The organism is Dolichospermum heterosporum TAC447, assembly GCF_024584745.1.
GTDB classification, from domain to species: domain Bacteria; phylum Cyanobacteriota; class Cyanobacteriia; order Cyanobacteriales; family Nostocaceae; genus Dolichospermum; species Dolichospermum heterosporum.
In genome coordinates, this window is sequence record NZ_CP099464.1 from 2792818 (window position 1) to 2812398 (window position 19581).

A 19581-nucleotide genomic window follows, 5' to 3' on the forward strand; every position below is an offset into this window, starting at 1 on the left:
TGATATGGTCAGTTCAATAACCCAGTCTCAAGACACCTTGAACCTGCACGAAGACGACAAACTTACACGAATTCGGCACACCAGCGCCCATATCATGGCTATGGCGGTACAAAGACTATTTCCAGGGACTAAGGTAGCAATTGGACCCGTCACAGAAATTGGATTTTACTACGATTTTGATTGTCCAGTCAGCATCACCCCCGATGACTTAGAAAAAATTGAAATCGAAATGCAACGGATAATCAAAGTTAACCTACCTATTATCCGGGAAGAGGTGGAACGAGCCGAAATTCGCGCCGAAATTGCCGAATTAAACGAGCCTTACAAGCTAGAAATCTTAGAACGTATACCCAAATCAGAAATTATCACCCGCTACTTCATTGGTACTCCTGAAACTGGTAATTCAGAAACTTCATTGTTTGTCACAGATATTCAACCAGCGAATAACTATTGGTGGGATTTGTGTGCAGGTCCTCACATTAACTTTACTGGTGAAATTGATCCTCATGCCTTTAAATTATTAAATGTTGCTGGTGCTTATTGGCAAGGTGATGAAACTAAACCTCAGCTACAACGGATTTACGGGACAGCTTGGCAAACAAAAGCAGAATTAGAAAATTACCTCCAACTAAGAGAAGAAGCCCTCCGTCGAGATCATCGCAAGTTAGGTCAAGAACTTAACTTATTTAGTATTCAAGAAGAAGCCGGTGGTGGTTTAGTATTTTGGCATCCCAAAGGCGCAATTATTCGCTACATAATTGAAGATTATTGGCGCAAATCTCATCTAGAATCTGGTTATCAATTACTGTATACACCTCACATAGCCAATCTCAACCTATGGAAAACATCGGGTCATTTTGACTTTTATCAAGAAAGTATGTTTGACTCGATAGATGTGGAAAATCAGGCTTATCAAATTAAGCCTATGAATTGCCCTTTTCATGTTCTAACTTATAAACATCAACTTCATTCCTACCGAGAATTACCATTAAGATGGGCAGAATTAGGAACTGTTTATCGTTATGAACGATCTGGAGCATTACATGGTTTAATGCGAGTGAGAGGATTTACTCAAGATGATGCTCATATCTTTTGTTTACCTGACCAAATTGCTGATGAAATACTAGGAGTTTTAAATCTCACTGAGCAGGTTTTATCAGATTTTGGTTTTAAAGAATATGAGGTCAATCTTTCTACCCGTCCTGATAAATCAGTCGGAACTGATGATGTTTGGGAATTAGCCACAACAGCACTAGAACAAGCTTTAAATACTAAAGGCTGGAATTATGTTGTTGATGCAGGTGGTGGAGCTTTCTATGGACCAAAGATAGACATTAAAATAAAAGATGCTATTGGTCGTTTGTGGCAATGTTCAACTATTCAGGTAGATTTTAATTTGCCAGAAAGGTTTGATATGGAATATATTGCTGCTGATGGTAGTCGGCAAAGACCAATTATGATTCATCGGGCTATTTTTGGTTCTTTGGAACGCTTTTTTGGCATTTTAATTGAGAACTATGCAGGGGATTTCCCCTTGTGGTTAGCACCTGTACAATTGCGGTTGTTACCTGTAAGTGATGACTTTCGAGAATATGCAAAATCAGTAGCAGCAGATTTTAAAAAAGTTGGATTTAGGGTAGAAGTAGATAGCAGTGGTGAACGTTTAGGGAAACAAATTCGGACAGCACAATTGGAAAAAATTCCCGTTGTTGCCGTTGTTGGTAAGAAAGAAGTAGAAAGCAAAACTTTGAGTGTCAGAAGTAGACAAGCTGGAGATTTAGGAGTTTTGACTTTAAGTGAACTTGTAGATCATTTACAAGTGATAAAACATTAAGATCAAAGAAGTCAGTAATCTTTTAAGAACACTGATTTAAACAGTCAACAAATAAAACCACTAGATTTTGATATGAATACCATCACTCTCGACACAACAAACATCATTCCTGAAATTCCCAAACAAGGAATGCCCGTAACTATTATTACCGGATTTTTAGGAAGTGGAAAAACCACACTTTTAAATCAAATTCTTCAGAACAAACAAGATTTAAAAGTCGCTGTCCTCGTTAATGAGTTTGGCGATATCAACATTGATAGTCAATTACTAATTTCTGTAGACCAAGATATGGTAGAACTTAGTAATGGCTGTATATGTTGTACAATTAATGATGGTTTAGTTGATGCTGTTTATCGAGTTTTAGAACGAGAAGAACGGATTGATTATCTAGTTATTGAAACCACAGGTGTAGCTGATCCCTTACCGATTATCTTAACTTTTTTTGGCACAGAACTCAGAGATCTAACCAATATAGATTCAATTCTCACAGTAGTAGATGCTGAAGCTTTTAACGAAGAACATTTTCAGAGTGAAGCAGCTTTAAAACAGATTACCTATGGAGATATTATTCTCCTCAATAAAACAGACCTTGTTACCGCAGAAAAACTACAAGAAGTAGAAAATTTCATCCATGATATTAAACATGGAGCGAGAATTTTACATACTCAATACGGTGAAGTTGCTTTACCTCTAATTTTAGATGTGGGTTTAACACCAAAAGATCAGTATATTGCCATTGATAATGAAGATCACCATAAACATGAACATGAACATCATCATGCACATGAACATCACCATCATCACTCCGATCATTTAGAAAATGATGGGTTTGTTTCCATTTCTTTCCAAACCGATAGACCATTTGATGTCCATAAATTTGAGAATTTCTTAACCGAAGAAATGCCAGAGAATGTATTTCGAGCTAAGGGTATTTTATGGTTTAGTGATAGTGATTTACGTCATATTTTTCAACTGAGTGGACCTCGTTACACATTGAACGCTGACGAATGGCCTAATCAACCTAAAAACCAGGTAGTTTTTGTTGGCAGAAAACTGGATAATAATGAGATTTACACAAAACTTAACAAATGTTTGTTATAATTTAAAAGTGTTGATAAATTCTCTTTTTTTAGTTAGTAGTTATTCATAGATATTTAACTATTAACTTCCGTCATAACTCATTCTATTAAATTCAAATAATGACTTTATCCATTCGTCCAGAACTAACTGCTGCTGATGTAATTTCATCTTTATCTCATCAGCAACAACCAACCGTAACAGAAGCAGAGATGATGCAAGCTGTACGCACTTTACTGATTGGATTAGGAGAAAATCCAGACCGTGAGGGATTAAAGGATACTCCTAAAAGAGTTGTTAAAGCCTTAAAATTTCTGACCAATGGATATGATCAATCTGTAGATGAATTGCTAAATGGAGCAGTATTTACAGAAGATGCAAATGAAATGGTGTTAGTCAGGGATATTGATATTTTTAGTTCCTGCGAACACCACATATTACCAATCATTGGTCGCGCTCATGTTGCTTATATTCCTAATGGTAAGGTGATAGGTTTATCAAAAATTGCCCGCATTTGTGAAATGTATGCTCGACGTTTACAAGTGCAAGAAAGGCTGACTTTACAAATTGCTAATGCACTGCAAGGTTTACTCAAGCCTCAAGGAGTTGCAGTGGTAATTGAAGCAACTCATATGTGTATGGTGATGAGAGGAGTCCAAAAACCAGGTTCTTGGACTGTTACCAGCGCCATGCGTGGGGTGTTTTCTGAAGACGCACGGACTCGTGAAGAATTTATGAATTTGATTCGACACAATGCTAATTTTAAATAACAGGGTTTGACTGATGGAAATTTAAATTGGCTGAGTGTGATGTAGAGATAAGCTATTTTTTATCTCTACATTATGATTAGTTACACGAAATGATAATATTTGACCGCAGATAAACGCAGATAAACGCAGATGAGAAGGGATAAGTTATCAATTTGGTAAATATGGTTTTAGCTACTGAAATGATTGGGAATCTGAAATTTAATGAGCAAGGTTTAATTCCAGCTATAGCTCAAGATTACTATGATGGTACTGTTTTAATGATGGCTTGGATGAATGCAGAATCAATTCAAAAAACTCTGGCTACAGGTGAAGTTCATTATTGGAGTCGTTCTCGTTCTCAGTTATGGCATAAGGGGGCAACATCTGCACATATTCAAAAGGTAAAAGAGCTTTTTTATGATTGTGATGGTGATACAATTCTCATTAAAATTGAGCAAGTTGGCGGTATTGCCTGTCATACTGGGGTTAGAAGTTGCTTTTTTAATTCTGTGGAAATTTTCTCTCGTAAATTATAATTTATATTGATTATGTCTTTACCCATGATTACTGTTGTTGCTGGATTATCCGGTGCGGGCAAAACTACCTGGATTTGTCAACAAATTCGAGATGTTCAATCTGTTAAAAAAGTCATTTATTTTTGTCCAGGAACTGGGAATGTTCCTATTGATAAAACTAAAATAGCTACTGAATTTCCTGAGTTGAGAATTTTTAGTGATGGTCAAGAAATTGAATTTCTTTATCAAATACCCACAGCAGATAGTGTTTATGTGGAATTGGGTGCTTATTTGGAATTAGACAGTGTATCAAAAATATTAGATCATCGCACTTACCACGCTATAGCAGTTATTCCTCCGGAGTTAAAAAATTCGGAATATGATAGTTGGGCAAATGAAATTATATATGGCGCACCTGCACCCATGATAATTGGAGAAAATTTATGGCGGGTAGCAACTACAGGTCAAGTTATTGATGAAAATAGTTTGGATGAATTTTGGTATGAAATAACTCATGGTGCTTATGGGATTGTTACCCGTGCTAAGGCAATTCTCGATGTTAATGATGGGCGTTCTCTTTACTGTGATTTTGTCAATGGTGTTCCCCAAATAGATTTTTTAGAATTAGACTTACCACGACATTTACAAGGTAGACCTCAGCGGTTTAGTGGCATAGAAATAGTAGGCAAGAATTTAGATAAAACAGCTTTAAAAGCAACATTATCGGATTGCTGTTTATCGGAATCCTTGATTTTTCAATATCAACAACAAGTACAACAAATTTTATTAGAAGGTCAACAAGTATGAAAATAGCTGTTATCTCATGTATTCATGGTAATTATGAAGCCTTAAATGCTGTATTATTAGATATTAACCAACAAAAAGCCGAGAAGATATTTTGTGTTGGTGATTTGGTAGGATATGGACCCCATCCTAATGCGGTAATTAACCAAATTCGCTCTTTAGATATTCCTACCTGTGCTGGTTGTTGGGATGAAGATGTTGTGGAAGGATTGAATGCTTGCGATTGTAGTTATCCTTCATTATTAGCAGAAAAAAGAGGTTTTCAAGCTCATGAATGGACTAATAAAGAAATTCATCCAGAAAACCGCGAATTTTTAGCCAGTTTACCCTATAGTCTCCAGTGGCAAAATTTAGCTTTTGTTCATGGTAGTCCCCATAGTAATCATGAATATTTATTACCTGAACTCGATGCTTTTGTGGCCTTAGAACGGGTACTTTCCACAGGTGCAGATGTGCTGTTTTGCGGACATACTCATGTTCCTTATACAAGAAATCTTGATGCTGGTGAGTTACAAGTTCAGGTTGATAATCAAGCAGCATCACGGAAAATTAGCTTTTCATCTGCGCTGAAGAAGATTGTTAATGTTGGTTCTGTTGGAGAACCTCGACATGGACGACCAAATGCAACTTATGTAATTTATGAAACTGATACTCAAGGGGTGACTTTGCGAGAAGTGACCTATGATTATCAAAAAACCTGTGCAGCAATTATAGAGAAAGGATTACCAGAAATCTTTGCGTGGCGTTTAGCGCGTGGCTTAGAGTATGCTGAACGCGCAGATGATCCAACTCATGTTTGTACTAGATAAAATAACTAGGATTTAGGCAATGTAAAACCTGCCATCATATGAATAAACGAAATTGCGTCGTTTTCAGTTTTGGGAATAACTGATTGAGTAGGTGCGTCAGATAGAGAAAATCTGTTTTTTGTGAAATTATCGGGTCTGACGCACCCTACAACAGATAAAATCCACATTTCATATTTGGTGAACTTCCTCAATGCGTAAGTCCTAATAACTAATCCAAAATCTAAAATCTAAAATTGATTATGTGGGCAATTTTAAGCGGAATTGAAGGAAATTTAGCAGCTTATGAGGCTGTGATAGCTGATATTAAGCCGAGAAATCGTTATTTAGAGGCATTGTATATCATCGGTGATTTAGTTGGACCGCGACGGGAATGTGAACAGCTAGTGGCAAGGGTGAAATCACCTCGTCGGGGTGAATTAGAACCAATGATTTGCAAGGGATGGTGGGAAGAACAGTGTTTGATTTTACATGGTTTGGGTCCGACTGGAGACGCACCGGAATTGCTGGCAAAATATGGGGGTGATACGGTGCAGATGTTGTGGGATTGTGTTTCCCGTCAGACTGTACAATGGTTGCGATCGCTCGATTTTGGTTTCTTTGAATTAGATTGTTTATTAATACATGGTTCGACAATGGGGGTAAATGATGAATTGACCCCGGATACTCCTCCTATTCAAATGTTAGATAGATTGTCAAGAATGCAAGCAAATAATCTATTTTGCGGTCGTTCTGGGTTAACTTTTCAGTATCAGTTACAAGCAGGATCTATTACCAGTGAAATCATTACTCTTGATCATCAATTTTCCCCACAAACAGTCACAGTTACCCCTCGTCAAGTGATTGGGGTCGGAAATGTGGGACGGATACCAGGACAAGCAACCTATACTCTCTACAATCCTGGTACAAATCAGGTACAGTTTAAAACTGTATTTTATGGACAGAGTAAGGGTTTTCAAATACACCCGCAGAGTAAAACCTGATAAGCTGTTACCAAGGTAATTTTAAGTAGGTGGGCTTGGGAGAATCAAAATATATTTCGTTTTGTGAAATGGCTAAAACTCAACCACAATAACGCATTGAGGTGAATTTACATATCGTTACACATTTTGGTTATTTTACATCCACTTACTTAACTGCTGTTTTGGGGGATTCGTTAGCAAATTTGTCTATATTATCAGCAGTTACACAAAATAATAATATTTGACCACAGATAAATTAGTGTTGTTTCACCAAAAATTATAATTAATCCCCTAGAAATGCAACAGATTAATTGTCTTGAATAACTTAAAAAAATGTATTCATGGTCACAAAATTCCCAGAATTGTGAGGGGATCATGATATAAATTGCTGACTATTCATAAAAACTTATATCAATCACGACTGCCATATATATATCTTACGAAAATGACTGATCAGGAATTCTGATTAAAAAATATTGCAATAACTTGATTTAGTTGCTAGTGTGTGTGGGTACGACAGCACTGGTGAATGCTCGGATTATTTAAAAGAGGTGAAATCAATGAGCTTTATCCATCCTGCCAAAAGTCTTTTATGTTGATTATTCCCATGCTGACAACCAGGAATTTCTACTTTCGAGAAGCAATAAAGGGGTATTGCAAATGAGCAGAAAAAGTAGCTTCCATCTTGTCACTGCATGGAGATTTGATTTTTGTGTACTGTTCATTAATTGTCTTACCTATTGATTGCCAAGAACGCAACAGGAAGACGAAGAATGAAGAATTTAGAGGTGAAACCCGATGAAGATTCAAGGAAAAGTTGCACTCATTACCGGAGCTTCTCGTGGCATTGGTAAAGCGATCGCCCTAGAATTAGCCAAACAAGGCATGAAAAGGTTAATATTGGTAGCACGCGATCGCCAAAAGTTAGCCGAAGTAGCCGCCGAAATTGAAGCTTTAGGCGTAGAAACTACAATCATGGCTTTGGACTTAACCCACTCCATCAACGTTAACATAGCCGTAGCTCAACTTTGGCGCAGTTATGGACCAATTCATCTCCTCGTAAATTGTGCCGGAGTCGCACATCAAAACTCGTTTCTGCAATCAAAACTTCCCCAACTGCAAGAAGAACTCTCCGTCAATTTGTTGGGAATGTACACCCTCACCAGCTTGATAGCCAAACGCATGGTTAGTCAAAAAAAGGGAATCATTGTCAATGTCTCCAGTTTAATGGGGAAAGTTGCCGCCCCAACAATGGCCACATATTCCGCCACTAAATTTGCCATTGTCGGATTTACCCAAGCCTTACGTCAAGAACTCGCCCAACACAATATTCGCGTTATCGCCCTACTCCCTTCCCTCACCGAAACAGACATGGTGCGTGACTTGCAATCATTTCGGGGAGTAATTCCCATGACACCCGAACAAGTCGCTCAAGCGCTCGTCATCGGCATAGAAAACGATACCGCAGAAATCCTAGTTGGCTGGCAATCTCACTTAGCCGTATTATGCCAACGTCTCGCCCCTTGGTTACTAGAAATCATCCTGCAACTAGCAACACCCAAAAAACCATTACCTGACGCTGCGGGATAAGGTTCAATCTATTTGAGTTTTGTTTCGCACCATCTCTTTTAGAGATACTGAAGGGTAGAGGCTAATAAGCAAAGACACAAAAAACTCTTTGTGTCTTTGCGTAAAGTAAAGTTAAAAAATGGTAGGTTGGGTTAAGCAAAAGCGCAACCCAACTAAAAATTTGATAATGTTGATTTTTAGGCTTAACTAAACTTTATTACCCCATAAATGATGATGAGAACCAAGGAGAACAATATAATATGCAAGTAAGACAAGAAATTTTTGATACTTATTGGCGATTTGCTGCTATGCGTCAAGAAGTATTTTTCAACAAACTTAAAAATGTACCACCACCCTGGACAAGCGATCCTATTCTTAATACTTATAAATTTTGTAATGCTTATCGAGTAAGTGATCGGGTTTCTCAATATTTGATCAAGAATGTAATTTATAGTGAGAATAGGAGTCAAAATGAAGAAGAAGTCTTATTTAGGATTTTGCTATTTAAAATTTTCAATAAAATAGAAACATGGGAATACTTAGAAAACAAGATAGGAGATTATATTACAGTATCTAACTTCGATTTAGAAGCATATTCAACCATATTACAAGAAGCTATGGATCTTGGATATGTGATTTATACTAGTGCATATATGTCCTGTGCTAGTAAAGAGTTTGGTTATGATAAAAAACACCAAAATCACTTGGCATTAATTGATAAAATGGTTGTCAAAGATAAGGTAATTAATCCCATAGTCAAAGCTAAAAGTTTAGAAGAGATTTTTCATATTATTGAATCATATCCATTGTTAGGTAAGTTTATGGCTTACCAATTAGCAACAGATATTAACTATAGTGAAGTTATTAATTTTGATGAAAATAGTTTTACCATAGCAGGACCAGGAGCAGAACGGGGTATTAATAAATGTTTTATTGATACTGAGGGAAAAAGTTATGCTGATGTCATTTATTGGATGACAGAAAATCAAGAAAATGAATTTCAACGTTTGGGTTTAAATTTTCAATCTCTCTGGGGTCGTCCATTACAAGCTATAGACTGTCAAAATCTTTTTTGTGAAACTGACAAATACTGTCGAGCGGCTTTTCCTGATTTAAAAAGTAATCGCAAAAAGATCAAAGCAAAATTCACTGCAACACCCCAACTAATTGATTATTTTTATCCACCTAAATGGTGTATTAATGATAAAGTTCAAGAAACTTTAGCCCAGAGATTACCACCATTAGAAATTCCTAATTTGCAGGATAATGGTCAGCAGTTATCTTTAGAGTTAGATTCTTTGGTAAAAACTACATCTGAAATATCAGATACTTTATTAAAATTGCATAAACAATATAAGCAAGAAACGCAGAAGAAAAAATCAAAAGCTTTGCAAAATACAGAGTTAGAAAAATCTCAACAGTTGTGTTTGTTTTGATGTCTTCTAGTATTTATAAATCAACAGTAATTCAAAGGAAAGTATGGTGGAATGGAAAAGTATGCCAAGATTGACGGAAATTATCGCTACTTACTAGGGCGTAAATGGGATGCAAATTTGCCACAAGTTACTTTTGTGATGCTTAACCCAAGTACCGCTGACCATCAACAAGATGATAGAACACTCACGAAATGTATTAATTTGGCTAAATCTTGGGATTATGGTTCTCTTGAAGTAGTTAATCTATTCGCGTATCGTGCTACAAAACGTCCTGATCTTCTTCTAACAACTGATCATATTGTAGGATCAGAAAATAATATTTATATTCAATCAGCAACAAAACGTGCTGAATCAATTATTGTAGCTTGGGGTGGGGGTAAGTTTCCTAAAATTATGGACCGGAACGAAGAAGTGCTAAGTCTAATTTCTGGCTATAAGCTTTACTGTCTTGTTAATAATCGTGGTGATGATCGAACAAAAGATGGGCATCCATTTCACCCACTACAACGCGCTCGACCTATTAAAGGAAGAAAGCTTTTTATCTAAAAATGTGGCTTACAAAAAATAAATTATCCAATTAATTTTGGAGGGTACGTTATGAATGTACCATTATAGCTTAACTCAAAATGGTGCATTACGCTTTCGCTAACACACCCTACAGGCTTTGAAATTTAAGGAATTAGATTATGAATTTTTCTGAATATCAAAAACAAGCACTGAATACAGATCAAATCCCTGCTGTTGGAGGTAGTGAATTAATCATACCGCTATTAGGTTTAGTGGGTGAAGTTGGTTCTTTGATGACAGAATATAAAAAACATTTACGCGATGGTGATGCACACAAATTATTTAAAGAAGGAATTGCGGAAGAATTAGGAGATATGCTTTGGTATATTTCCAATATAGCCAGTAAATTTAACCTTGATTTACAAGAAATTGCAGAAGATAATTTAAGAAAGTGCAATGACCGTTGGGGATGGAGAGATTCAACAGAAACAGATAATAAGAATACAAGTTATATCTTTGATAATAAATTTCCAGAGCATGAAAGTTTACCACGACAATTTGAAGTAGAAATTACAGAGATAAGCAAAGATAATTCAGTCAAAATGAAAGCATTTATAAATAAAGAACAAATAGGAAATGACCTCACAGATAATTCTTATAAAAGTGATGGATACCGCTTTCATGATATTTTTCATTTTTCCTATGCCGCAGTTTTGGGTTGGTCTGTAGTTACTCGTAGTATCCTTAAACGTAAGCGCAAAAGTAATCCTCTTATTGACGAAGTTGAAGATGGAGGTCGTGCAGTAGCTATTGAAGAAGGTATCTCAGCACTTGTATTTAGCTATGCTAAAGATCACGGTTTTTTAGAAGGTGTTTCAACATTAGATTACCAACTATTAAAAACCATTAAAAATATGACATCTCATTTAAAAGAGTTAAGCCACGATTGTAATAGGTGTTAGCACAATTAGGAAGAATTTTTATTGCCTGATTATAGTCTCTAATTGCATCTTGATATAGTTCCAAATTATAATAAATTAATCCGCGCTTAAAATAAGCTTGAGCATCATTAGAATTGATTGCAATCATAGTTGATAAATCTTCAATAGCACCTCGATTATCTCCTGCATTAAAACGAGCTAACCCACGATAGTAATAGTTATTAGCATCACGTGGTGAAAGTTTAATAAGGTATGTAAAATCTTCAATAGCACCTTGATGATCTCCTAAATTATAACAAGCTACTCCTCGGTTGTAGTAAGCATAATTATCAGTGGGTAAAATTTCAATAATCTGTGTATATGTCCATATAGCATCTTGATATAGCCCCAAATTATAATAAATATTTCCTACCTTCCAACAAGCACGAACTTCATTCGGAGCAATGTTAATAATTTTGGTTAAATCTTCAATAGCAGCTAATTTGTATCCTAATTTAGAGTAGATTTCTGCTCGTTCATAGTAGGCATCGATATAATTACTATCAAGCTTAATTGCCTGAGTATAATCTGAAATAGCAGCTTGCTTATCTCCTAAATAAGAATGAGCCAAACCCCGCTTATAGTATAATTCAGTATCGGCAGGATTAATAAGAATTGGTTGAGTAAGAAGTGCCTGAGTATAATCTGAAATAGCACCTTTATAATCTCCTAAAGTATAGCGAGTGTTAGCTATTTTGCAATAAATAATTGTCATAATTGCATCCCTTTCATAATAAGTAATTACCTCATTTGATCTTCTTAAATGTAAGGCATGACAATAATCGAAAATAGCACCTTGATAATCTTGATTATTAATACATTCATCACCCAATGTGATATACTTATCATAATCATAAGAATAAGATGTAAATAATTTTAAATTCTCTAAATAACCATGTAACCCACCAGGATAAAGTAATTCATCTATTCCAATTAAAGTTTTATCACAAATTGATTTAATCATATTAGTTGGTAAAAAACCAGCTATAATAAGACCATATTCTTTTTCCATTTCACTAAATTCTTCTTGACATAAAATACAAACCAAAACAGCATTTTTTTCAATTTCTTCCTTATCAATTGTCCATTGAACTTTATCAAAATATCCATAACGGGTTTTAACCTGAATACCAATAGATGAATCAGAAGTTAAAGTAAAATCAATTTTTCCATCTCCACCAATGCGTTTTTCATAATCAATTTCAGTGACAAAATCACCTAAACGGATTTTAACAACTTCCTCACCCAGCTTTCCCTTCATATTATTGAAGAAGATGTTCTTAACATCGTATTGTTGCTTAAATTTATTAGCCATCTCCCAGCAAAAATCCCGTAATTGCTTTAACCTCCCTCCAGAGATAACCGTCAACTCACTATGCTGACCTTCCTTCTCACAATGAAGTAAGTCACCAGATTTCAGTCTTTGAATAAAATCAGTCTGTTGTGCTTTGAGTATAGTCGTCCAGTCCATTTGTCAAAACTCACCTTTATCTGACAAGGAGTATTTATTCTAGTATTCCCTATCAAGCAGCAAAAAGCACTAATCTAGATCACATTGCAGTTTTTTGAGTTTAACCGAGAAGTATAGAATCCTCAAACCCTAAAAACGCAACTTAAACAAACATCCTGTAAATCCTTAAATCCTGGACATCCTGATTCTGACAATACCTCAGACAGATGAACAGGTATAGACTCAGCATCTAAAACATTAAAGCCCGATTGATACCGAGAGTATGAATTCAAACTTTCATATTTGGACGCTGACAATAGTATTAAGTGAAATTTGAACCCGCCAATTTACCTTCTTTTCTCCGGTAAATTACGAGGAGGGATTATTCTCCCCTCATAAAACTCCCTTTCCAACTGACTTAATTTCCACCAAGCTGCACCCAATAAAAGAGGAATAAATGTTTCTGTCATCGCAAATAGAATTGATTTTGTTTCCACCAAAAATGCGAATAACGGACTACTAGCTAAAGTGAGAATTGTAAGAACACCACACCAAAATTTTAACTGTTGAATTTTCTTTAAAGCCTGACGACAACTAGCACATTTTTCTGTATGGGAATGATATCTTTCTAGCAGTAATTCTCTATTTAGTAAAAGTGGTGGTAAAGATTCTTCTGGAAATGTTTCCCCGTGATATTGATTTACCCAGCGACGGAATTCAGCCACAAAAGTATCAGCTTTTGTTGCTAGGTAAAAGGCTTTATTAAAATTAGCACTACCACCTTTATCGGCTAAATAACGTTCTTGATAATGGAGAAAAATTTGATCATCTTCTAAAACGCCATTTTGACCAATATGGACATACCAACGAGGGCGAATTTTAATAAAAAATCCTGGTAGTTTAGACTTGAACTTAAAAGGAAAACGGGCAATTATCCGACATTCACCTTTGCGAATAGGCACAGCATAAACAACAGTTAAAATTCTGCCTTTTTCCGCATTAATATCATGCCACATCAAACCAGGAGCAATAAATGTTGTGGAAAGTTTTCCCGATTGTCCCGCTTTTAATCCTTGTTTCCAAATTCCTGCAAAACCATATTTTCCAGATTCAACTATTTCTAATTCTAAGGGTGCAGCATTGGCACGATTGCCAACTGTGCGATGATGGGTAAAGGCAATATGACTAGGATCAAGGATATTTTCTAATAATGTTAGGGCATCATAAGGAACATCTCGAAAAGTGTTCATAATTACCCATCCTTCCGGTGCTGCTTCTATGGGTTCAACTACAGGAACTTTCGTATTTGCAGCATTTTCTGGATTACCAGCATAGACAAATAATAATCCTTGTTTTTCTGTTGTTGGTAAAGATGGTACGCAAGCCCTGGGAGAGGTTTCTGCTTTTGCACCTGCAACCTGTTGGGGAATTTTTTGACAACTTCCATCTCCAGCAAATGACCAACCATGATAAGGACATTCTAACAATCCATCTTCATTAATTCTGCCTTCCGAAAGAGGTGCAAGACGGTGAGGACATTGATCTATAAATACTTGCCAAGATGAGTTTTTCTGATCCCACCAAATCACAATATCTTTACCCAAAAGAGTGAAAGGTGTGGGTTTGGATTTGTCTAAATCTTGAAGGTAGTGAACTGGATACCATGCTTCTGCTAATTCAAAAGCATCTGGATTACTCCCTCCAGGTAATATTTCTGTTAAAGAATTCTCGTTGATAAAAAATTGTGTTTGCACCATTTTCTGTATTGATTAATTTTCAATAACTTTTAATTGAACATTCTAGCAAGAACCATCCCTAATTGCACACTGATAATTCCCAAGATTGTACTACCTGAAAAATAACCAGCAGCAGCTAACCAATTACCACGTTGTAACAAGCCAACTGTATCTAAACCAAAAGTAGAAAAAGTAGTATATGCCCCTAAAAATCCTGTAGCGACAATTAACTTAATTTCTGGGGAAATCAGCGCTGTTTTTTCCATAGCTAAAGTTGCGAAAAACCCCATTGCTAAACAACCGCTAATATTAATAAAAAAAGTTCCATAGGGAAAATTTAAACCAAAGCGGTTCGTAACCCACAATGTTAAATAATAGCGACTTAAAGCTCCAGCTATTGCCCCTAAACTAATGGCAATGGGAACACGCAAGTTAGGACTAGGCACAGGATTAATCATAATGCTATTAATTGTAACAGGTTTTTTCATGTAAGATATTTTAAATTAACGAAAATGGGATCAATTATAATTAATATTTTGAAATAAATTATCTTATTAATGAAAATGAGCTATTATTGATAATATACTTATGGAAGTTATGCTATATTAACGAAACTGATAATAATGAATAACTATACCAGAGCAGGTCGGTACGTTGAGCAACTTGGAAAATATCAAGCATTTATACCTAATCCATTGCCACCTGTACCGGAGATAAATATGGATCAGGAGATTTGACACTCCCCGGTCTAAAGACGCGGGGATTCTTAATCGAATAATTGTCAAGACAACTGCTCGAATAATATCCGCTTTTCAGGTATTACCTTAGATGTACGGTTCTTGCCCTGATCCTGTTTGCCATTACTGGCAGAATCATCTCTGACAAGCGTAACTTTCCGAGAGTCCCCCGGTAGGTTTTTAATGTCTTTGCTGACAAATTTTAAATTAGCTCTTCGTAAAATTGTCCGAGAAGCCTGAGTATCAGCATGGTCAATATGACCACAATGTTCACAAATGAACTTTTCGCCATCTCTATTAGCTTTACTAATATGATGACAAGCCGAACATTCTTGAGAAGTAAATTGAGGATTAACGGATAATACTGGTTTACCAGACTTCAATGCCAGCCAAGCAATCTTAGAAAATAATTCGCCCCAACTGGCATCAGAAATAGAGCGATTTAATCCACGTTTTGCAGATTGACCATTAGCCATAAATCGTCCTTGCTGTCTTTTGGGTTTGCAGCGGGATTTCATAGCCTTAACATTTAGATGCTCTTGGACAATTGCCTCAGCGGTGTTAACAACTTTATTAGCTGCTTTCCATTGATGATCATTTCGCTTATCTGCAATTTTTTTATGTAGCTTGGCAACTATTTTCCCAGCTTTTTTGCGATTGTTAGAACCCTTGACTTTACGATTAACTCGGCGCTGTCTAATTCTTAATTGACGGCGAATTTTCTTATTAGTTGCCAGATGAGGATTTTCAATAAACGAACCATCAGACAAAGAAATTAATTTATTAATTCCTACATCAATACCTACTGCCGACTTAACGGTTTCAATTCCTGTAACTTCAGGTAAAGATTCAGGCAAGTTGAGCAATACACTCATGTACCAGCCATCAGCTTCTTGAATTACTGTTACCGTTCTAATGTTAGCATCTACTGGAATAGTACGACTATCAAAATAGCGCATAGTCCCCAGTCCAGGAAAGTAGGCATGGGAATAGCATCTTGGCTGATTAGATTCACGATTAACAGTTAATTTTACTTGTCCTGGCTTGAATTGAAAAGTTTTAAAGTTAGCTGCTTTACGAAACGCAGGGAAACCCCTTTTGTGTTGAAAAAATCCGTGATAAGCAATATCTAATTTAGCTAAATTGCCTTGTAAAACATCTGAATTAATTCGGCTATACCATTCAGACTCAGAACGTAATTCAGTTGTTCTTTTACTTTGAATATCAGTCGCGTTACCCCAGATTAAACCATGCTTTTTGCTATTTTTTGTTAACTCAGCATACATGACGCCATGTTTAACAATAGGGCAGGTCAAAGGGCAATAAGAACCATATTCAATTCGACTATCTAAGTCTGAGAATGCACCATAATAGTACATCACGGACTCATCTGATTTCTGGTTATTAGTCTCAAAACCGCGCTGACGTTCTGCCAAACAATAATTTCTGTGTTTCCGCAAAGTAACAAGCCACTCAGACATTAAGGCTTGTTGCCCAATATTCGGTTGTAGCTTGAATCTCCAGCGTATTTGCACAGGTTTATTTTGTTGATGTGATTGATGATATAACTATGTTAATCTCCAATTAAAAGGAAGTCAATAGCTAAAATCTATGAAAAAAAGTTCTTATGAATATCGGCATTATAATCACGCTGTCGGGTTGAGCGTGATTCATCTAGTCTGGATACCTAAACGCCGAAAGAAGGTACTTGTTGGGAAAATCAGAGATAGGATTTTTGAGATATTTTCGGCATTAGCTATTGAAAAAGACTGGAATATTCGTGCGTTAGAAGTTGCGCCAGATCATATTCATTTATTTGTAGAGATTCATCCAACCGATGCAATATTTCAGGTAGTTAAAGCATTTAAAGGACGCTCATCTAATTATCTAAGAAAAGAGTTTCCAGAATTAAAAAAGCTACCGTCACTTTGGACTAGTAGCTATTTCTTTTCAACTGCGGGGAATGTTGCCGCCGACACAATAGAAAGATATATTAATGACCCGCATCATGGTTGAGAATATTGGCAGCGGTTAAAACCGCACGGGTAGGCTTTCCCCCGCGCTCTAAAGAGACGCGGCTCCCAGCCTTCCCGCAATCCCCTGGTGGCAACTTCTTTCTCTTGCGGATCGGTCGCTAGGTCGTTTAGATGGATCAACAGATGCCTTGCCTAATCCAGACCTATTTGTATTTATGTACGTTCGCAAAGAAGCTGTCCTCTCCAGTCAAATTGAGGGTACAGAAGCATCACTTATTGATGTTCTAGAGTTTGAATCTAAAGCCCTAGAACCAGACAATCCTCAAGATATTGCTGAAGTTGTGAACTATATAGCAGCGATTAATTACGGTATTGAACGATTGGCAGATTTGCCTATATCGCTGAGATTGATTCGGGAAATTCATAAGCAGTTAATGAATGGAGTAAGGGGTGCTGAAAAATATCCCGGAGAATTTCGTAGTACTCAGAATTGGATTGGCTCTGGTGGATGTTCTCTAAGTAACGCTACTTATGTTCCTCCTCCACCATACGAAATGAACCAAGCTCTTGACAATTTAGAGAAATTTCTACACGATCCAAGACCAACTCCTGCTTTGATTAAAATTGGATTGGCTCATGCTCAATTTGAGACAATTCACCCTTTTTTAGATGGTAATGGTAGAACCGGAAGGTTACTAATTACTTTTCTACTTTGTGAGCAAAATATACTCAAAAAACCATTATTGTATATCTCTTACTACTTTAAAAAAAATCGTTCTGAATATTATGATCGCCTTCAAGCTGTTAGGGATAATGGAAACTGGGAGGGTTGGTTAAAATTCTTCTTGCATGGTGTCTATGAAGTTGCTCAAGAAGCATCTACTAATGCTCGTAAAATAGTTAGTATGAAAGAAGAACATCGGTTGTTAGTTCTTAGTAAGATGGGACGTAAAAAATCAGGAAATGCAATAACTTTATTAGAAAGACTTTATTTTAAACCAATTGTTTCTGTGGAAAATGTTCAAGAAATAATTCAACTATCCTATCCCAATGCAAACACTCTAATTAGAGAACTTTGTGACGTAGGTTTGTTAGAGGAAATCACCGGACAGAAGCGTAATAGAGTTTTTGCTTACCAACCATTCTTAGATGTATTTAAAGACTCTTGAATTTAAAAATATATGGGTTCTTCGGTTATTTTTATGGAAACCCTGGTTCAAAATCATTGAAAGCCCTATTGTGTAGGCATTTCATTGAAAATATGGAAATAATTGTTTATAACCCTTGTCCCGTAAGGGTTTTGTTATCATCAATCCTCAATCACCATAAAAGAGACGCAAGAGCCAATATGTGAAAAAATTAACTATCAATTATCTTGAGTATATCCAAAACAAATTGAATCTAATTCACCTCAAACGGAAAACCGTACTCTAGTGAGAGGTTTCCATCACTGTACCCCAAATTTGAACTCGATACAATCAAGGGGTGGGTAAAGAGATGCTGTTGTCCAGATAAAGTTACAAAAATTAATACAGCATAAGTAGGAGAGTTATCAAGATGGGAAATCAACTGAAAACTGCTATTTTACTAGCTACCCTCAGTGGCTTATTAATAGCAATTAGTTACTGGGTAATTGGTGGTGCAGGGGGCTTAGTCATCGGAGTTGGGTTAGCAGCAGCGACTAACCTCTTCTCTTGGTATCAATCAGATAAGATTGCTTTAGCAGTATATAATGCCCAACCTGTCACCGCAGCAGAAGCACCAGCACTGTATCGTATCGTCCAAAAATTATCTAACCGTGCCAATATTCCCATGCCGGGAGTGTACATTGTTCCTAGTCCCACTGCCAATGCTTTTGCAACAGGACGAGATCCTGAACACGCGGCTGTGGCTGTCACCGCCGGGATTTTAGACATCCTCCCACAGGATGAATTAGAAGGCGTAATTGCCCACGAACTTACCCATATTATTAATCGTGATACCTTAACTCAAGCGATCGCCGCCACTGTCGCTGGTGCTATTTCTTTCCTGGCGCAGATGCTCAGTTATAGTATGTGGTTTGGTGGCGGTTCAAGGGATAATGAAAGAGGTGGCAATCCTTTAGGTGTGTTAGCTACAGTCATATTTGCGCCCATTGCTGCTACTGTGATTCAGTTGGCAATTTCCCGCACAAGAGAATTTTCGGCTGATGCTGGAGCAGCAAAATTAACAGGTAATCCTCGCGCATTAGCTAGAGCGTTACAACGGTTGGAATCCACAGCTAGACAAATGCCTTTGAATGCCAACCCAGCCTTTGAACCATTATTAATTATTCATCCCATTTCCGGTCAGTTTTTGGGAAATCTTTTCTCTAGTCACCCAGCAACTGAAGCAAGAGTGGAAGCTTTACTGCAATTAGAATCGCAACTTATTAGTCGTTAATAATCTATCTTTGGTCATAAGT

18 protein-coding genes are annotated in these 19581 nt (G+C 36.6%); 14 read left to right on the forward strand and 4 right to left on the reverse strand.

Going from position 1 to position 19581, the window contains the following annotated elements:
* Positions 1 to 4: 4 nt before the first annotated feature.
* From thrS to NG743_RS12730, 11 genes are all read left to right on the forward strand, one after another.
* The gene (gene thrS / locus NG743_RS12680; RefSeq protein WP_027403142.1) at positions 5 to 1834 is read left to right on the forward strand and encodes a threonine--tRNA ligase; all 1830 of its coding nucleotides are present in this window, start codon (positions 5 to 7) and stop codon (positions 1832 to 1834) included.
* Between the two features lie 72 nt (positions 1835 to 1906).
* A complete protein-coding gene (locus NG743_RS12685; RefSeq protein ID WP_027403143.1) occupies positions 1907 to 2935 on the forward strand; it encodes a CobW family GTP-binding protein in 1029 nt (342 codons plus the stop codon).
* Between the two features lie 98 nt (positions 2936 to 3033).
* Entirely contained in the window at positions 3034 to 3681 is a 648-nt protein-coding gene (gene folE / locus NG743_RS12690; protein ID WP_027403144.1) for a GTP cyclohydrolase I FolE, read from the forward strand.
* Positions 3682 to 3842: 161 nt separating this feature from the next.
* The gene (gene hisI / locus NG743_RS12695; RefSeq protein ID WP_257122073.1) at positions 3843 to 4196 is read left to right on the forward strand and encodes a phosphoribosyl-AMP cyclohydrolase; all 354 of its coding nucleotides are present in this window, start codon (positions 3843 to 3845) and stop codon (positions 4194 to 4196) included.
* 12 nt (positions 4197 to 4208) lie between these two features.
* On the forward strand, positions 4209 to 4982 hold the full coding sequence (locus tag NG743_RS12700; RefSeq protein WP_027403146.1) for a CobW C-terminal domain-containing protein: 774 nt from the start codon (positions 4209 to 4211) through the stop codon (positions 4980 to 4982).
* Positions 4979 to 5788 (forward strand): metallophosphoesterase family protein, encoded by an 810-nt coding sequence (locus NG743_RS12705; RefSeq protein WP_027403147.1) that lies wholly within the window; start codon positions 4979 to 4981, stop codon positions 5786 to 5788. Before NG743_RS12700 ends, NG743_RS12705 begins: the two co-directional genes overlap by 4 nt.
* A gap of 233 nt (positions 5789 to 6021) precedes the next feature.
* The gene (locus tag NG743_RS12710) at positions 6022 to 6768 is read left to right on the forward strand and encodes a metallophosphatase (RefSeq protein WP_152540470.1); all 747 of its coding nucleotides are present in this window, start codon (positions 6022 to 6024) and stop codon (positions 6766 to 6768) included.
* Between the two features lie 777 nt (positions 6769 to 7545).
* Entirely contained in the window at positions 7546 to 8337 is a 792-nt protein-coding gene (locus NG743_RS12715) for an SDR family NAD(P)-dependent oxidoreductase (protein ID WP_027403149.1), read from the forward strand.
* A gap of 239 nt (positions 8338 to 8576) precedes the next feature.
* Complete coding sequence (locus tag NG743_RS12720; protein ID WP_193891018.1) at positions 8577 to 9752, forward strand: nucleotide kinase domain-containing protein; 1176 nt, start codon at positions 8577 to 8579, stop codon at positions 9750 to 9752.
* A 51-nt stretch (positions 9753 to 9803) separates the two neighbouring features.
* Positions 9804 to 10298, forward strand: a complete 495-nt coding sequence (locus NG743_RS12725) for a DUF1643 domain-containing protein (protein ID WP_193891016.1) — start codon at positions 9804 to 9806, stop codon at positions 10296 to 10298.
* A gap of 140 nt (positions 10299 to 10438) precedes the next feature.
* A complete protein-coding gene (locus NG743_RS12730) occupies positions 10439 to 11221 on the forward strand; it encodes a nucleoside triphosphate pyrophosphohydrolase family protein (RefSeq protein WP_257122074.1) in 783 nt (260 codons plus the stop codon).
* On the opposite strand, the gene NG743_RS12735 is transcribed toward NG743_RS12730, so the two are convergent.
* The 4 genes from NG743_RS12735 to NG743_RS12750 all read right to left on the reverse strand — a co-directional run bounded on the left by NG743_RS12735 (position 11166) and on the right by NG743_RS12750 (position 16643).
* Positions 11166 to 12710, reverse strand: a complete 1545-nt coding sequence (locus NG743_RS12735) for a tetratricopeptide repeat protein (protein WP_257122075.1) — start codon at positions 12708 to 12710, stop codon at positions 11166 to 11168. The genes NG743_RS12730 and NG743_RS12735 overlap by 56 nt on opposite strands.
* A 326-nt stretch (positions 12711 to 13036) precedes the next feature.
* On the reverse strand, positions 13037 to 14446 hold the full coding sequence (locus NG743_RS12740; protein WP_257122076.1) for an aromatic ring-hydroxylating dioxygenase subunit alpha: 1410 nt from the start codon (positions 14444 to 14446) through the stop codon (positions 13037 to 13039).
* A 29-nt stretch (positions 14447 to 14475) separates the two neighbouring features.
* A complete protein-coding gene (gene crcB, locus NG743_RS12745) occupies positions 14476 to 14913 on the reverse strand; it encodes a fluoride efflux transporter CrcB (protein WP_257122077.1) in 438 nt (145 codons plus the stop codon).
* A gap of 293 nt (positions 14914 to 15206) precedes the next feature.
* A complete protein-coding gene (locus NG743_RS12750; protein WP_257122078.1) occupies positions 15207 to 16643 on the reverse strand; it encodes an RNA-guided endonuclease InsQ/TnpB family protein in 1437 nt (478 codons plus the stop codon).
* Positions 16644 to 16773: 130 nt separating this feature from the next.
* On the opposite strand from NG743_RS12750, the gene tnpA reads away from it, so the two are divergent.
* The 3 genes from tnpA (at position 16774) to NG743_RS12765 (ending at position 19559) form a co-directional block, all read left to right on the forward strand.
* Entirely contained in the window at positions 16774 to 17178 is a 405-nt protein-coding gene (gene tnpA, locus NG743_RS12755; protein ID WP_039202577.1) for an IS200/IS605 family transposase, read from the forward strand.
* Between the two features lie 148 nt (positions 17179 to 17326).
* Positions 17327 to 18307: a Fic family protein gene (locus NG743_RS12760; RefSeq protein ID WP_257122079.1), complete on the forward strand. Its 981-nt coding sequence runs from the start codon at positions 17327 to 17329 to the stop codon at positions 18305 to 18307.
* Positions 18308 to 18695: 388 nt separating this feature from the next.
* The gene (locus NG743_RS12765; protein ID WP_257122080.1) at positions 18696 to 19559 is read left to right on the forward strand and encodes a zinc metalloprotease HtpX; all 864 of its coding nucleotides are present in this window, start codon (positions 18696 to 18698) and stop codon (positions 19557 to 19559) included.
* Positions 19560 to 19581 lie beyond the last annotated feature (22 nt).

Bases quoted from the DNA above. Each gene is read 5' to 3' on its own strand.
- thrS (WP_027403142.1), top strand. From the start codon at position 5: ATGGTCAGTTCAATAACCCAGTCTCAAGACACCTTGAACCTGCACGAA.
- NG743_RS12685 (WP_027403143.1), top strand. From the start codon at position 1,907: ATGAATACCATCACTCTCGACACAACAAACATCATTCCTGAAATTCCC.
- folE (WP_027403144.1), top strand. From the start codon at position 3,034: ATGACTTTATCCATTCGTCCAGAACTAACTGCTGCTGATGTAATTTCA.
- hisI (WP_257122073.1), top strand. From the start codon at position 3,843: ATGGTTTTAGCTACTGAAATGATTGGGAATCTGAAATTTAATGAGCAA.
- NG743_RS12700 (WP_027403146.1), top strand. From the start codon at position 4,209: ATGTCTTTACCCATGATTACTGTTGTTGCTGGATTATCCGGTGCGGGC.
- NG743_RS12705 (WP_027403147.1), top strand. From the start codon at position 4,979: ATGAAAATAGCTGTTATCTCATGTATTCATGGTAATTATGAAGCCTTA.
- NG743_RS12715 (WP_027403149.1), top strand. From the start codon at position 7,546: ATGAAGATTCAAGGAAAAGTTGCACTCATTACCGGAGCTTCTCGTGGC.
- NG743_RS12720 (WP_193891018.1), top strand. From the start codon at position 8,577: ATGCAAGTAAGACAAGAAATTTTTGATACTTATTGGCGATTTGCTGCT.
- NG743_RS12725 (WP_193891016.1), top strand. From the start codon at position 9,804: ATGGAAAAGTATGCCAAGATTGACGGAAATTATCGCTACTTACTAGGG.
- NG743_RS12730 (WP_257122074.1), top strand. From the start codon at position 10,439: ATGAATTTTTCTGAATATCAAAAACAAGCACTGAATACAGATCAAATC.
- NG743_RS12735 (WP_257122075.1), bottom strand. From the start codon at position 12,710: ATGGACTGGACGACTATACTCAAAGCACAACAGACTGATTTTATTCAA.
- NG743_RS12740 (WP_257122076.1), bottom strand. From the start codon at position 14,446: ATGGTGCAAACACAATTTTTTATCAACGAGAATTCTTTAACAGAAATA.
- crcB (WP_257122077.1), bottom strand. From the start codon at position 14,913: ATGAAAAAACCTGTTACAATTAATAGCATTATGATTAATCCTGTGCCT.
- NG743_RS12750 (WP_257122078.1), bottom strand. From the start codon at position 16,643: ATGTCTGAGTGGCTTGTTACTTTGCGGAAACACAGAAATTATTGTTTG.
- tnpA (WP_039202577.1), top strand. From the start codon at position 16,774: ATGAAAAAAAGTTCTTATGAATATCGGCATTATAATCACGCTGTCGGG.
- NG743_RS12765 (WP_257122080.1), top strand. From the start codon at position 18,696: ATGGGAAATCAACTGAAAACTGCTATTTTACTAGCTACCCTCAGTGGC.